15 protein-coding genes and 1 pseudogene are annotated in these 15525 nt (G+C 31.0%); 14 read left to right on the top strand and 2 right to left on the bottom strand.

Going from position 1 to position 15525, the window contains the following annotated elements; all coding sequences use genetic code 11:
• Nucleotides 1-195: 195 nt before the first annotated feature.
• Complete coding sequence (locus J3R86_RS07235; RefSeq protein WP_207516727.1) at nucleotides 196-1461, bottom strand: BaiN/RdsA family NAD(P)/FAD-dependent oxidoreductase; 1266 nt, start codon at nucleotides 1459-1461, stop codon at nucleotides 196-198.
• Between the two features lie 395 nt (nucleotides 1462-1856).
• On the opposite strand from J3R86_RS07235, the gene J3R86_RS07230 reads away from it, so the two are divergent.
• The 10 genes and pseudogenes from J3R86_RS07230 to J3R86_RS07185 all read left to right on the top strand — a co-directional run bounded on the left by J3R86_RS07230 (nucleotide 1857) and on the right by J3R86_RS07185 (nucleotide 11762).
• Nucleotides 1857-3518: a putative polysaccharide biosynthesis protein gene (locus J3R86_RS07230; protein WP_207516725.1), complete on the top strand. Its 1662-nt coding sequence runs from the start codon at nucleotides 1857-1859 to the stop codon at nucleotides 3516-3518.
• Nucleotides 3515-4207, top strand: coding sequence for a pseudouridine synthase (locus tag J3R86_RS07225; RefSeq protein ID WP_207516724.1), 693 nt, complete (start codon nucleotides 3515-3517; stop codon nucleotides 4205-4207). The genes J3R86_RS07230 and J3R86_RS07225 overlap by 4 nt, the downstream gene beginning before the upstream one ends.
• Before the next feature lie 17 nt (nucleotides 4208-4224).
• Nucleotides 4225-4647, top strand: coding sequence for a YtxH domain-containing protein (locus tag J3R86_RS07220; RefSeq protein ID WP_207516723.1), 423 nt, complete (start codon nucleotides 4225-4227; stop codon nucleotides 4645-4647).
• Between the two features lie 680 nt (nucleotides 4648-5327).
• Nucleotides 5328-5741: pseudogene (locus J3R86_RS07215) on the top strand (transposase); the annotation flags it as partial.
• 288 nt (nucleotides 5742-6029) lie between these two features.
• A complete protein-coding gene (gene pepV, locus J3R86_RS07210; RefSeq protein ID WP_207516722.1) occupies nucleotides 6030-7439 on the top strand; it encodes a dipeptidase PepV in 1410 nt (469 codons plus the stop codon).
• A gap of 3 nt (nucleotides 7440-7442) precedes the next feature.
• Nucleotides 7443-8291: a D-amino-acid transaminase gene (dat, locus tag J3R86_RS07205; RefSeq protein ID WP_207516721.1), complete on the top strand. Its 849-nt coding sequence runs from the start codon at nucleotides 7443-7445 to the stop codon at nucleotides 8289-8291.
• Between the two features lie 355 nt (nucleotides 8292-8646).
• A complete protein-coding gene (locus J3R86_RS07200; protein WP_207516720.1) occupies nucleotides 8647-9438 on the top strand; it encodes a phosphotransferase family protein in 792 nt (263 codons plus the stop codon).
• 12 nt (nucleotides 9439-9450) lie between these two features.
• Complete coding sequence (gene trmB, locus J3R86_RS07195; RefSeq protein WP_207516719.1) at nucleotides 9451-10092, top strand: tRNA (guanosine(46)-N7)-methyltransferase TrmB; 642 nt, start codon at nucleotides 9451-9453, stop codon at nucleotides 10090-10092.
• A gap of 252 nt (nucleotides 10093-10344) precedes the next feature.
• Nucleotides 10345-10491 carry a hypothetical protein gene (locus J3R86_RS07190; RefSeq protein WP_207516718.1) on the top strand — a complete coding sequence of 49 codons (147 nt, stop codon included), beginning with the start codon at nucleotides 10345-10347 and terminating at the stop codon, nucleotides 10489-10491.
• A gap of 443 nt (nucleotides 10492-10934) precedes the next feature.
• On the top strand, nucleotides 10935-11762 hold the full coding sequence (locus J3R86_RS07185; protein WP_207516717.1) for a YtnP family quorum-quenching lactonase: 828 nt from the start codon (nucleotides 10935-10937) through the stop codon (nucleotides 11760-11762).
• A gap of 343 nt (nucleotides 11763-12105) precedes the next feature.
• On the opposite strand, the gene J3R86_RS07180 is transcribed toward J3R86_RS07185, so the two are convergent.
• Nucleotides 12106-12417: a PepSY domain-containing protein gene (locus J3R86_RS07180; RefSeq protein ID WP_207516716.1), complete on the bottom strand. Its 312-nt coding sequence runs from the start codon at nucleotides 12415-12417 to the stop codon at nucleotides 12106-12108.
• A gap of 83 nt (nucleotides 12418-12500) precedes the next feature.
• Here J3R86_RS07180 and J3R86_RS07175 point away from each other — a divergent pair, with 83 nt between their 5' ends.
• From J3R86_RS07175 to ytpR, 4 genes are all read left to right on the top strand, one after another.
• Entirely contained in the window at nucleotides 12501-13577 is a 1077-nt protein-coding gene (locus tag J3R86_RS07175) for a M42 family metallopeptidase (protein ID WP_207516715.1), read from the top strand.
• Between the two features lie 41 nt (nucleotides 13578-13618).
• Entirely contained in the window at nucleotides 13619-13930 is a 312-nt protein-coding gene (locus J3R86_RS07170; protein WP_207516714.1) for a thioredoxin family protein, read from the top strand.
• Between the two features lie 99 nt (nucleotides 13931-14029).
• Nucleotides 14030-14896 carry a DUF1444 domain-containing protein gene (locus tag J3R86_RS07165; protein ID WP_207516713.1) on the top strand — a complete coding sequence of 289 codons (867 nt, stop codon included), beginning with the start codon at nucleotides 14030-14032 and terminating at the stop codon, nucleotides 14894-14896.
• 18 nt (nucleotides 14897-14914) lie between these two features.
• Entirely contained in the window at nucleotides 14915-15511 is a 597-nt protein-coding gene (ytpR, locus tag J3R86_RS07160; RefSeq protein ID WP_207516712.1) for a YtpR family tRNA-binding protein, read from the top strand.
• Nucleotides 15512-15525 lie beyond the last annotated feature (14 nt).

Genomic DNA, 15525 nt, shown 5'->3' with positions numbered 1-15525 from the left:
GTGACTTTTATATAGTGGATTCAATCTAATCGGGATAAGTCTTGATTAAGAATGTAAAATATTTATTCATTAACTAGTTATCATCTAGATAATTCCTGCTCATTGCATCATCTTAAATATATCATATATGTATCTCAGAATTTACAATCCAATGTTATATTGTCAGACTAATTAGCATGCCTATATTGAAATAACTCATTGAGCTTGATAAACGAAATTTCCAGCATTTAAGCCAGCAACATGACCAGTAACTAAAGCACTTGTAATATTATAACCACCTGTATAACCATGTATATCTAATACTTCACCACATAAAAATAATCCTGGAACCAATTTAGACATCATTGTTTTTGGGTGTAATTCTTTTAAAGACACACCTCCACCAGTGACAAATGCTTTATCTAAAGGTAAAGTGCCGTTGACTTCAAATGTAAATCCTTTAAAATTATCTACTAATGTATTTAACTGTTGGTTGGATAAATGATGTGACGTTATGTTGACATCAATGTTTGATTGTTCAAGCATAAATAGTAAATATCGTTCTTCAATTAGACCATGTAAACTATTTTTAATTGCTTTATCTGGTTGCTCAGATAATAATTGCTGTATCGTTTGTTTTAATTGCTCGTGGTTATAGTCAGGAAATGTATCAATTGCCATTTTAATATGCGTTTTCTTTTGATTTTTTTGTTCTTTATAGACAAATTGACTACATCTTAAAGCTGCAGGTCCACTTATACCAAAGTGAGTAAAAATCATATCCATTTGATGACTGATTCTTTTTTTACCGTTCTTTTTTAAGACGGATAGTTCGACATCTTTTAAACTTAAGCCTTTTAATTCCTTAGATTTTATAAAAGGTTCATTAGAAGTAATAGGAACTTCCGTAGGGAATAATTCAGTAACAGAATGTCCTAATGATTCAGCAAATTTATAACCATCACCTGTTGAGCCAGTTTGTGGCACACTTGTACCACCAGTCGCTATAACTAAACTTTGAGATTCATATGTATTATTTTGCGTTTGAACCTTAAATGTATGATTCGGAGTGACATCTATTTGTGAAACAGCTTCTTCTTCTTTGATTGTTACATGTTGATTTTTAATAGTTTCAACTAGTGTATCAACGACATCTTGAGCTTTGTTTGACACGGGAAACATACGACCATGATCTTCCTCTTTTAATTTGACACCTTTTGATTCAAAAAAATTAATGATTGATTCATTATCAAAAACTGAAAATGGACTATATAAAAATTTACCATTACCAGGAATATTTTGAATGATTTCAGCATAGGGCAAACGATTGGTAACATTACAACGACCACCACCAGAAATTTTAAGCTTTCTTCCTAAACCTTTTTTCTTTTCTAATAATAATACCTTGTCGTTAGAGTTACTAGCAGCCACTGCAGCCATTAATCCACTAGGGCCACCACCAATAATGATTGTTTGATACATAATTAATTCCCTCCAGAATGTGAAAGACTTATTGTTTGTCTAATATTTATTAAGACTTTGGTTGTTTAAAATGATGTCAAAGGATTACAATACTACTATAATGGTACTTTAGTATATTAAGTGAATATTTTAAATCGCAATATTTTTCATTCAAGTAATAAGATTAAAGCATACAATTATATTCTTTAATAGTATAATAGCATTAAAAGTATACTCAAATTAAAGTAATGACTTTATAATTCAATGACAGATAGCAAAGAAATTGTTATGATATAGCATTGAATAATGAGTAAGTATATAAAATTTTATGATATGTCCATAATAAAATAACTGACAACAAAGATTTAAATATTTTATCATAAAATTTGAATAAATATGAGATAGGGAGATACGTAATGAGTGAAAGTAAAGAAATGGTACGTGGGACCTTTTTAATTACGATTAGTATATTAATTACTAAGGTCTTAGGAGTTCTATTTATTATACCGTTTAACTATTTAATCGGTGGACAAGAAAATATGGCTCCTTTCACATACGCTTATGCGCCATATAATATTGCTATTGCTATAGCTACAGCAGGAGTTCCATTAGCTGCTTCTAAATATGTTGCAAAATATAACGCAATTGGAGCTTATAAAGTCAGTCAAAAATTTTATAAATCAAGTTTTATTGTGATGAGTATTACAGGTGTACTTGGGTTTTTATTATTGTACTTTTTAGCACCATTTATTTCGGAATTAACTTTATCAAGAAGTGTTCATGATAAAAATGGTTGGTCAGTACAAGATATTACTTGGATTATTCGTATTATCAGTATGGTTGTAATATTTATACCGGTCTTAGCAACTTGGCGTGGTATATTCCAAGGATATAAATCAATGGGACCAACAGCAGTTTCTGAAGTTACAGAACAAATCGCACGTGTACTATTTATACTTATAGGTAGTTATTTAGTATTAAATGTTTTTGATGGTTCTATTTTACTTGCAAATGGTATAGCAACGTTTGCTGCGGCAGTCGGTGCGATAGCGGGAATTTTTACATTATGGCATTATTGGAGAAAGAGAGAGCATAACATTGATAGAATGGTTGATTCAGATGTCACTGATATAGATGTTTCTTATGGCAAAATGTATAAAGAGATTATTGCCTATAGTATTCCATTTGTTATTGTAAGTTTAAATTATCCATTATTTAACTTAGTAGACCAATTTACCCATAATGGTGCATTATCGTTAGTAGGTGTACCATCTCAATTACAAGATATCTTCTTTAATATGCTAAATATGTCAACAAATAAAATTGTTATGATTCCAACATCATTAAGTGCTGGTTTTGCAGTTAGCTTAATACCATTTATTACTAAGACATATGAAGAAGGACGTTTAGATGAAATGCATAGACAAATTAGAACGTCTATTGGTGTTTTAATGTTTATTACGGTACCAGCTAGTATTGGTATTATGGCTTTAGCACAACCATTATTTACTGTTTTCTATGGATATGATCCAATTGTGTTAGGTCATGACCCTAACCATGATGGAAGTCGTTTATTATTCTTCTATGCGCCTGTAGCAATTTTAATTTCTTTATTAAGTGTTACAGCATCAATGTTACAAGGTATAGACAAACAAAAATTAACAGTTTATGTTATTTTAGCGTCAGTCGTAATTAAATTAGCATTAAACTATCCATTAATTATGTTATTCCACACACCGGGTGCAGTATTAAGCACAAGTATCGCTTTAATATTTGCAATTGGTTGTAATTTTATCATCCTTAAAAAATATGCGAAATTCAAATTTACCGAAAGCTGGATACAATTTGCTAAAATTTTCCTATATTCATTTATTATGATGATAGGTGTAGAAGCAGTATTTTATATTTTAAACATATTATTACAACCATCTAAATTGAATTATTTAATTATCATTATTCTTGGTGTGATTGTTGGTGTTGTAATTTATGGCACAATCACTATTAAAACACGTTTTGCTGATGAGTTTTTAGGTGAAATTCCTGAAAAATTAAGAAGAAAGATTAAATTTTTACGATGAGAATAGATAAATTTTTAGCGAATATGGGCTATGGAACGAGGAACGAAGTTAAGCAATTACTGAAAAAAGGTAACGTAACGGTTAACGATCAAGTAATTAAATTACCTAAAGTGCACATCATTCCAGAACAAGATACTGTTATAGTCAATGGCCAAATCGTTGAATATGTGGCTAATGTTTATATTATGCTAAATAAACCTAAAAACTATGTTTCAGCAACTGAAGATTCACAGCATAAAACGGTTATTGACTTAGTTCCAGAGTATCAACATCTTAATATTTTTCCAGTAGGCAGATTAGACAAAGATACTGAAGGGCTTTTATTAATAACGAATGATGGAGAATTTAATCATAAATTGATGAGTCCACAAAATCACGTACCTAAGACATATGAAGTGATCTCCAAAAAACCTATAAAGTCTTGTGATATTGTTAAATTTGAACAAGGTATAGAATTATCTGATGGCCAAGTTAAACCAGCAATATTAGAGATTATTGATGATGTTACTTCTAAAGTGACTATATATGAAGGGAAATATCATCAAGTTAAAAGGATGTTTCATAGTATAGAAAATGAGGTATTAGAACTTAGAAGAATCAAAATTGCTAACTTAGAATTAGATAGTAATTTGAAATTAGGGCAATATCGTCTATTAACTGAAACAGATTTTAAGCAGTTAAATTTATAAAAAAGGGAGATTTTACTATGGCAAAAGGAAATTTATGTAGAGCAGTATTAGGTATCGGAGCTGCAACTGTTGCAGTATTATTATCACGTAAAGATAGTCGTGAAAAACTAAAAGCTGAATATAATAAATATAAGCAAAATCCAGAATCATATAAAAATAACGCTAAAGATAAAGCTAGTCAATTAGGATCAATTGCTAATGAAACACTTAAAGAAGTTAAAAATAATCCTAAAGATTACGCAGAGCGATTAAAAAATGATCCGAAATCATTTTTAGAAGAAGAAAAATCAAAATTTACTAATTTAGATAACCCGGAAGCAGATCGAGTTGAAGAAGGTAAGTTTGATGATGAAGGTGGCGCTACAGCGAGCAACAACTTAAGAGTTGTTACTGAAGAAGATTTAAAAAACAATAAAAATGCAACACCGAATAACAAATAATATTTTAAGATTATAGCTAGCGAGTAGTGATACTACTTGTTAGCTTTTTTATTTTGATTCTTTTTTAAATCTTTAGTAGCTTTTGCCCAACGTGCACATTATTGTAAAAATTCTGTTGACAGAATTTTTCTGTGCTGGGTCCCTTGCCCAACCTGCATTGCTTGTAGAAACTGTTTCGCAGTTTCTCTATGTTGGGTCCCTTGCCCAATCTTGCCCGTCTTGCACATTTAAAGCTACTTAGATTTTTAATCTTTAGTAGCTTTTATGCAATTGTTGCGCAAGCAATCAATTGTAATCCTTTATGTTAGATTTTTAAACTTTACTAGTTCTTGCCCAACCTTGCTCGTCTTGCACATTTAAAGCTACTTAGATTTTTAATCTTTAGTAGCTTTTATGCAATTGTTGCGCAAGCAATCAATTGTAATCCTTTAAAACCAGTTAGTTTTTCAATATTTACTAGTTCTTGCCCAACCTGCATTGCTTGTTGAAACTGTTTCACAGTTTCTCTGTGTTGGGTCCCAATGCAGTTGTACTTATAGTGCAACTGTAATCCTTTTAAAATTTTTCTATGACGGGTCCCTGCATTGTCCGTAGAATTTCTTGGTGAAATTCTCTGTGTTGGCTCCCAGCCTCAGGAGTCTTGGCTTTAAAATAATTTATATTTTAAATGATTCACTTTTTTATCAGTCCTAAAAAACATTCATTCGATACCAGGTATAGGTAGGTTAAGTGCAGCGATGATTATTGGAGAAATTGGTGATATTACACGATTCAGATTACATAAACAGATCAATGCTTTTGTAGGTATTGATATCAAACGATATCAATCAGGTAGTACATCTAGTAGAGATACAATCAACAAACGTGGTAATAAAAAAGCGAGAAGATTATTGTTTTGGGTGATTATGAATATTTTAAAGGGGCAACATCATTTTGATAATCATGTCATTGATTATTATTATAAGCTAAGAAAGCAGCCTAATGAGAAATCTCATAAGACTGCCGTCGTTGCTTGTATAAATCGATTGTTAAAAACGATTCATTATTTAGTAATGAATCAGAAATTGTACGATTATCAAATGTCCCCACATTAGCCAAACGTACAATCAAATATAGTTTAACACCTTATTCAAAAAAAATAAATTGAACGGTTTAATTTAGTAATGCTTATTTTATTTATAAGTACTTGACTAATCGTAGAAAATAGAGAACCGTTATACGTCACTTAACCAATAGTATGTATTTTTAATACTTAACTATGTTTGCTAAACCTTAGCAATAAATGCGACTTATTTTTATTATTTTCTGACATCTTATTGTAGTTTTTATCTTAATTCATGTAAAATAGTATTTAACTTATAGATAAAGGAAGTCGATTTCGAATGTGGAAAGAAAAGGTTCAACAGTATGAAGACCAAATTATTAATGACTTAAAAGGGTTGTTATCAATTGAAAGTGTGAGAGATGACTCTAAAGCATCAACAGAAACACCAGTCGGACCTGGACCTCGTGAAGCATTAGATTATATGTATGAAATTGCACAAAGAGATGGTTTTGCAACTTATGATGTTGACCATATTGCAGGAAGAATTGAGGCAGGTAAAGGGGAAGATGTATTAGGTATTCTTTGTCATGTCGATGTTGTGCCAGCAGGTGAAGGTTGGGATAGTCATCCATTTGAACCGGTTGAAACTGAAAATGCTATTATTGCTAGAGGAACGTTAGATGACAAAGGACCAACGATTGCTGCGTATTATGCTGTTAAAATTTTAGAAGATATGAAAGTTGATTGGAAAAAACGTATACATATTATTATTGGTACTGATGAAGAGTCTGATTGGAAATGTACTGAACGTTATTTCCAAACTGAAGAAATGCCAGCATTAGGTTTTGCTCCTGATGCAGAGTTTCCAGTAATCCATGGTGAAAAAGGTATTACAACATTTGATTTAGTTCAACAATCAATAGTTGATGATAAAGATGAACCAGATTATGAACTTCAATCATTTACATCAGGAGAAAGATACAATATGGTTCCAGACCATGCCGAAGCAAGAGTACTAGTTAAAGAAAATATGACTGATGTTATTCAAGATTTTGAATATTTCTTAGAACAAAATCAACTACAAGGTGAAAGTTTAGTAGATAGCGGCATTTTAGTATTAACTGTTGAAGGAAAAGCTGTTCATGGTATGGATCCTTCTATTGGTGTTAATGCTGGATTACATTTACTAAAATTCTTATCTTCACTTAATTTAGATAATAATGCTCAATCATTTGTCGCATTCAGTAACCGTTATTTATATGACTCTGATTTTGGAGAAAAGATGGGTATGAAATTCCATACTGATGTCATGGGTGACGTTACAACAAACATTGGTATTATCAATTACGATAATGAACAAGGTGGACGTTTTGGTGTTAATTTAAGATATCCTGAAGGATTTGATTTTGACAAAGCTATGGAAAGATTTAAATCAGAAATTGATAATGATGGTTTTGAAATTGAAATTGGCAAAGTTCAAGTTCCTCATTATGTTGATAAAAATGATCCATTTGTTCAAACATTAGTGCAAGCATATAGAAATCAAACAAACGATATGACTGAACCATATACTATAGGTGGCGGTACATACGCTAGAAATTTAGATAAAGGTGTAGCTTTTGGTGCCATGTTTAGTGATTCTGAAGACTTAATGCATCAGAAAAATGAATATATCACTAAGAAACAATTATTTAATGCAACAAGTATTTATTTAGAAGCTATATATGCTTTATGCGTGGAGGAATGATATATGGAAAAAGTATTTTTTAATGGTGAATTTGTAGCTGCAGATGATGCAAAAGTATCATACAACGATAGAGGTTACGTTTTTGGCGATGGTATATATGAATATATTAGAGTTTACAATGGGAAATTATTCACTGTAACAGAACATTATGAAAGATTTTTGCGTAGTGCTGGAGAAATTGGTTTGGATTTAAATTATGATATTGATCAACTTATTGAATTATCAAGAAAGTTAGTCGAAATCAATAACATTAATAATGGTGCCATTTACATCCAAGCAACACGAGGTGTAGCTGAAAGAAATCATAATTTCCCAACACCAGCAGTTGATGCAGCTATTGTTGCTTATACTAAAAGCTATGACCGTCCATTTGATCACTTAGAAAATGGAGTTAATGCAGTAACTGTAGAAGACATTAGATGGTTACGTTGTGATATTAAAAGTTTGAATTTACTAGGTAATGTCTTAGCAAAAGAATATGCTGTGAAATATAATGCTGTTGAAGCAATTCAACATCGTGGTGAAACTGTAACTGAAGGCTCATCTAGTAATGCTTATGCCATTAAAGATGGGGTAATTTATACACATCCAGTTAACAATTTTATTCTTAATGGTATTACGCGTAGAGTAATTAAAGATATAGCTGATGACTACCAAATTCCTTTTAAAGAAGAGGCTTTTACTGTTGATTTCTTAAAAAATGCAGATGAAATTATTGTATCTAGTACTTCTGCAGAAGTGACACCAGTCATTAAATTAGATGGAGAAGTTGTAAATGATGGTCAAGTTGGACCTATCACACGTAAATTACAACAAGGTTTTGATAAAGCAATCGCAACTCGTAGTATTTAATTTACTAATCATTAAAATTTTCAACTTAAATTCATAAAATTATCAACTATCGTAAGTTAATTATGTTATAATTTATATCGAATCTAAAAAACGTTTATTAACAAATGGTTATTAGTAAAAAGTGACATTTTGTTTATCATTTTCAGTTGAAATATCAACGTAAAAATTATAAAATTTTCTATGAGTTATAAATGTGGTAACCATTAATCATATTTTACAAAGAACGTTAAGATTTATCTAAAATAAATCTAAATACTAGTATAACGAGTAGTTATACTGCGTTATAAATTAGAATATATGGCTCTTGAAAACATATTTCTGGAGCCATTTTCTAATTGAAAGTGAGGTGAACGAGTTGGAGCAGTTTTATCAATTAGGATGGACACTTGATTCTGCAGGTGGTGCATCTGGTGAAGCATATATGGCTGAACAAGATGGTCAAAAGTTATTTCTTAAACGTAATTCAAATCCATTTATTGCTGCTTTATCTGCTGAAGGTATTGTGCCAAAATTAGTTTGGACTAAACGTATTGAAACAGGTGAAGTTGTAACAGCACAACATTGGAAAAATGGACGTGAATTAAACTTAAATGAAATGAAACAAGCTAGAGTTGCACATTTATTAAAGAAAATTCATAGTTCTAGACCATTATTGAATATGCTAAAACGTATGGAAATGGAACCTATAACACCAGAAATTATGCTTAATAAAATCAATGCATCATTGTCTAGAGAAGTACTAACGCATCATACTGTTAGAAAAGCGTTAACATATTTAGAAGACCATATGCCGAGTCTAGATTCACGATTTTTCACTGTAGTTCATGGTGATGTTAATCATAATAATTGGTTATTATCTGATAGAGATGAATTATTTTTAGTGGATTGGGAAGGCGCAATGATTGCAGATCCAGCAATTGATATAGGTATGCTGCTATACAACTACGTTCCCGAACAGCAATGGTCATCATGGTTTAAAACTTATGGTGTAGAAGAAAGTTTGAATTTGAATAAACGCATGAAATGGTATACGGTTATTCAATCAATAGGTCTTGTTCAATGGTATGAAGAGCAGAAGAGATATAAAGATATGAATACTTGGCTGAAATTCTTAAATGAAGTAATGACAAGTAACATGTTTATTTAAGGAGAATTAAGAATGCGAGTTCGATACAAACCATGGGCCGAAGATTATTTAAAAGATCATCCTGATTTAGTAGATTTAGATGGTCAACATGCAGGGAAAATAACTGATTGGTTTGACACAGTTCAACCCATTCACATTGAAATTGGTTCAGGCATGGGACAATTTATAACTACTTTAGCCCTACAAAATCCACATATAAATTATGTTTCTATTGAACGTGAAAAAAGTGTCATGTATAAAGTATTAGATAAAGTGAAAGAATTGCAATTAACAAATTTGAAAATGATTTGTAATGATGCAATAGAACTTAATGAATACTTTAAACCTGAAGAAGTTTCTCGTATTTACTTAAATTTTTCAGATCCTTGGCCTAAAAAGCGACATACTAAAAGACGGTTAACTTATGAAACATTTTTAGCATTATATAAGCAAATACTTGCAGAAGATGGTGCAATACATTTTAAAACTGATAATAGAGGATTATTTGCTTACAGTTTAGAAAGTATGTCTCAATTTGGTATGTATTTTACTAAAATAAATTTAAATCTTCATGAAGAAGACGATGGTAGTAATATTTTGACTGAGTATGAGCAAAAGTTTTCTCAAAAAGGATCTAGAATTTATCGTATGGAAGCAAAATTCCATCATCAATGATAGTTAGAACAAAATATAATAATTTGAAAAAGTGTCTCTATTGGATGATATAGAGATGCTTTTTTAGGTTCTCTATTTTTTGGACTGATACATAAAAATTGAGTAATTTAAAATAAAAATTATTTTAAATCCGAGAATCTTGAGGTAGGGACCCAACACAGAGAAACTGTGGAACAGTTTCTACAAGCAATGCAAGTTGGGCATTAGGGCCCCAGCAAAGAAAAATTCTGCCAACAGAATTTTTACAATAATGTGCAAGCTGGGCAAGGGATCCAACATAGAGAAACTGCGAAACAGTTTCTACAAGCAATGCAGGTTGGGCAAGAACCAGTAAAGATTAAAAATCCACCTGGTTTTAAAGGATTACAATTGATTTGTAAAAGGTTTACAGTTTATTAATTCAAAATAAACTGCATAAGAGTTTCTAGCTATTAAAATAGCAGAAACTCTAACAATTGCATAGGGACCCAACATAGAGAAACTGCGAAACAGTTTCTACAAGCAATGCAGGTTGGGCAAGGGACCCAGCAAAGAAAAATTCTGTCAACAGAATTTTTACAATAATGTGCAAGCTGGGCAAGAGCTAGTAAAGATTATAAATCTAACATAAAGGATTACAATTGATTGCTAGCGCAACAATTGCATAAAAGCTACTAAAGATTAAAAATCTAAGTAGCTTTAATAACTCCTAAAATTGTACTTTAATGACAACATTCATTTATAATAGGCTTAATATAGATAAAAAATGAAATTGGTATTTTTATTGTAAAGTTACATTTATGTATGTAAGAATATCTCTCGATTTTATGAATGCCGAAAAATATAGAAATTAGGTGACGAAGATGAAAATAGGGGATTTTACAATTCATTATTTAAATGGTGGTAATACTAAAATAGATGGTGGAGCCATGTTTGGCCCAGTACCTAAGCCATTATGGTCTAAAAAGTATCAAGTAAATGAACGTAATCAAATCCATTTACCTACACATCCAATTTTAATTCAGACTGAACAGTATAATATTATTATTGATGCTGGTATTGGACAACATAAACTAACAGATAAAGAACTTAGAAACTTTGGTGTTGATTATGAAAGTGAAATAGAAAAAGATTTAGAGTCATATCATTTAACTACGGGTGATATTGATTTTGTCTTGATGACACATATGCATTTTGATCATGCCACAGGTCTCACTGATACTGAAGGTAAAGCTGTATTTAAAAATGCAAAACATGTCATTCAACAAGACGAATGGCATGAATTTTTAGCACCTAATATACGAAGCAAATCGACGTATTGGCCTAAAAATATTGGTGACTATGATGATAATTTAATCTTATACGATAAAACATTTGAACCTATACCAGGTATTAAATTACAACATACTGGTGGTCATAGTTTTGGTCATAGTATTATTTTGATTGAAAGTAAGGGAGAAAAAGCAGTACATATGGGTGACATTTTCCCAACGCATGCTCATCTTAATCCATTGTGGGTGACGTCATATGATGATTATCCAATGCAATCAATTCGTGAAAAAGAAAGATTACTACCATACTTTATATATCAACAGTATTGGTTCTTGTTTTATCATGATGAACAATATTTCGCTGTAAAATACGATCAAGACGGTAAAACAATCGAATCATTTATAACAAGAGAAACTTAAAACGTATTTGCCGTACAAGTTATTTTAAAATATTAAAATTAAAAAACCGAAGCTTTCACATGATCGTGAAAACTTCGGTTTTAATTTGAGTAATTATAAGAAGATATGTTTTGTCATTCTTTATGAACTAAGTACTAGATTTGGAAAGTTATTTTACACTTTCAAACATAAGCGAACATAAAGATAAACGTATTACTGTATGCTTATTAAGCACTATCTTATATAGCTATCTTCACCATTGTGAACTTATGTCATCGTTTGTGTAACGGTTTGACAATAAACTTTTAAATATTATGCTTCCCCTTGGTTGAACTTAACGCTTTAAACACTTGAACACTAAATATTAACATTCAACAATATTGATAACTTCTCCAGTATAGGCATCTGCATAAAAGTCATAATGAATAGGATTGCCATTTTTGATAGTTGTAATACCACCTTGATACACTAAACGATATTTATCAGTTTCTGGATGAACGAATGGTTCATAAACAATATAAGATCCAGTTACATTCATAAAATAAGATTTTACTTCGTTTAGTACTTTAACGGGATTATAACGTTTACGGTTGATTAATTGTATAATTGAGACAGTTGAAATAATTATGACTAACAGCGTAATTATTGTTGGAATTATGTATTTTGCTTTTGTCATCACTTATGCTCCCTTAATTAAAAATTCATATTTTTAGTTTACCATATTGAAGATGATATAATAACTTTTAAGGAGTGAGTTTTATGAACATAGATAAAAAAACAACATTGAACAGAATAAAATCATTAACAGAAATGCATGGGGCTCCAGCCTTTGAAAATGATGTGAAAGAATATATGAAACAACAAATGGAACCTTATATAGATGAGTTTGTGGAAAATCGTATGGGTGGATTTTTTGGAGTGAAGAAATCTAAGAAACCCAATGCTAAACGTGTGATGATTGCTGCACATATGGACGAAATAGGATTTATGGTTACAAATATCACTGACAATGGTATGTTGCAATTTACTAATTTAGGCGGCGTTGCTAATGATATTTGGCAAGGACAACGATTAACGGTTAAGAATCGTCACGGAGAACAAATTATAGGCGTTGTTTCTAACATTCCTAAACATTTTAGAACAGGTCAAGAAGGCGCACCCCAAATACATGATTTAACGTTAGATATAGGTGCAGAATCCGAAGAAGATATAAGACGTAGAGGAATAGAAATTGGAGATACGATAGTACCTAACACATCATTGACACAACTGTCTGAAAATCGTTACAGTGCCAAAGCTTGGGATAATCGTTACGGTTGTGTCATTGCTATTGAAATACTAGAATTATTACATGATAAAGAATTAGATTTTGATTTATATGTGGGAGCAAATGTTCAAGAAGAAGTTGGCTTAAGAGGTGCAAAAGCATCGGCTGAATTAATAGATCCTGATATTGCATTTGTTGTAGATTGTTCACCAGCAAATGATGTTAAATCAACACAATCATTATCTGGGCAATTAGGTCAAGGCACATTAATTCGCATAAAAGATGGCACTATGATTTTGAAACCAACATTTAGAGACTATTTACTACAGTTGGCCGATCATCATCATATTAAATATCAATATTATATTTCTCCAGGTGGTACTGATGGTGGAGAAATTCATAAAGCAAATATTGGTATACCAACTGCTGTTATTGGTGTATGTGCGAGATATATCCATAGTACAGATGCAGTTTTCGATATCAGAGATTACTATTCAGCACGTGAATTATTGCAACAAGCGCTTTTAAATTTAGATGATGACCAAATTTATACATTGCAATATAAGTAAGTAATAACAATAATAATATTTATTAAAGGAGTAATTTAACTATGAAACAATTAGAATCTGCAAAACAATTTGAAGAATTAAAGCAAGGTGCGACAGTATTTGAGTTTACAGCAGGGTGGTGTCCTGATTGTAAAGTAATAGAACCAGATTTACCTAAATTAGAACAAAAATATCCTATGTTTGATTTTGTTTCTGTCGATAGAGATCAATTCATGGATATATGTATAGATAATGGAATTATGGGTATCCCAAGTTTTTTAGTATTTAAAAATGGACAATTAGTTGGCAGTTACATTGGTAAAGAACGAAAATCTATAGAACAAATTGATAATTTTTTAGCGCAATATGTATAAATTATACAGTTAAGAAACGAGAGCAATCTCGTTTTTCTCTGTTACTGTGACTTATTTTATTGTAAACTATTAAAAGGTGCGAAATTAGGAGTGTTATACATGAATACCTTTCAAATGAGAGATAAAATCAAACAACGTTTAAAGCACTTAGATGTTGAATTTAAATTTAATCGTGAAGAAGAAACTTTACGTATTTATAGAGTTGACAATAATAAAGGAATTACAGTCAAATTAAATGCTATTGTGGCAAAATATGAAGTTCAAAAAGAAAAAATTGTAGATGAAATTGTCTATTATGTTGAAGAAGCCATTGCACAAATGCAAGATCAACAATTATCAGGAATTGATTCTTCAAAAATCATGCCAGTTATCAGAGCGACAAGTTTTGATAAACAAACGAAAGAAGGACATCAATTCGTTTATGATGAACATACGGCAGAAACTAACATCTATTACGCTGTGGATTTAGGTAAATCCTATCGTTTAATAGATGAAAGTATGTTAAAAGAATTAAATCTATCTGCTCAACAAGTTAAAGAAATTTCGTTATTTAATGTTAGAAAATTACCAAATAACTATTCAACTGATGAAGTTAAAGGAAACCTTTTTTACTTCATCAATTCGAATGACGGTTACGATGCTAGTAGAATTTTAAACACAACATTTTTAAATGATTTTGAAGAACAGTGTCAAGGTGAAATGCTTGTTGCTGTACCTCACCAAGATGTCTTAATTGTGGCAGATATACGCAATAAAACAGGTTATGATGTTATGGCACATTTAACTATGGAATTTTTCACTAAAGGCTTAGTACCAATAACATCGTTATCATTTGGCTATCAACAAGGCCATCTTGAACCCATATTTATACTTGGTAAGAATAACAAACAAAAAAGAGATCCTAACGTTATACAAAGATTAGAAGCCAATAGACAAAAATTTAATAATAATAACAAACAAGATTAAATAAGGAGTACATACATTATGAATTTATTTTATAATCCACAATTTGTAGGAGATGTTGCATTTTTACAAATTGAACCAGTAGACGGAGAATTAGCATATAACAAAAAAGGAAACGTTGTGGAAATTACAAATGACAATAAAGTCGTTGGTTACAATATATTTGATATTTCAACAGTAACAACAATCAATGGTAATGGACATATTAAATTAGATGAAAGCTTACTTGATGCATTACAACAAAGTATTACTCAAGCTGGTTTTGACTATACTTTAGATGCTGATTTATCTCCCAAATTTGTTGTTGGATATGTCGAAACAAAAGATAAACATCCAGACGCAGATAAATTGAGCGTCTTAAATGTTAATGTTGGTAACGATACATTACAAATTGTTTGTGGTGCACCTAACGTAGAAGCTGGACAGAAAGTAGTAGTAGCTAAAGTAGGAGCAGTAATGCCAAGTGGTATGGTTATCAAAGATGCAGAATTACGTGGTGTAGCATCAAGTGGTATGATTTGTTCAATGAAAGAACTAGATTTACCAAATGCACCAGCAGAAAAAGGCATCATGGTACTTAATGATAGTTATGATATTGGTCAACCATTTTTTGAATAAATTAGGAAGGTAGT

The sequence above is a fragment of the Staphylococcus simiae genome, from assembly GCF_017357005.1.
In the GTDB taxonomy this organism is placed as follows: Bacteria; Bacillota; Bacilli; order Staphylococcales; family Staphylococcaceae; genus Staphylococcus; species Staphylococcus simiae_A.
This window is presented reverse-complemented; position numbering and strand designations above follow the sequence as displayed.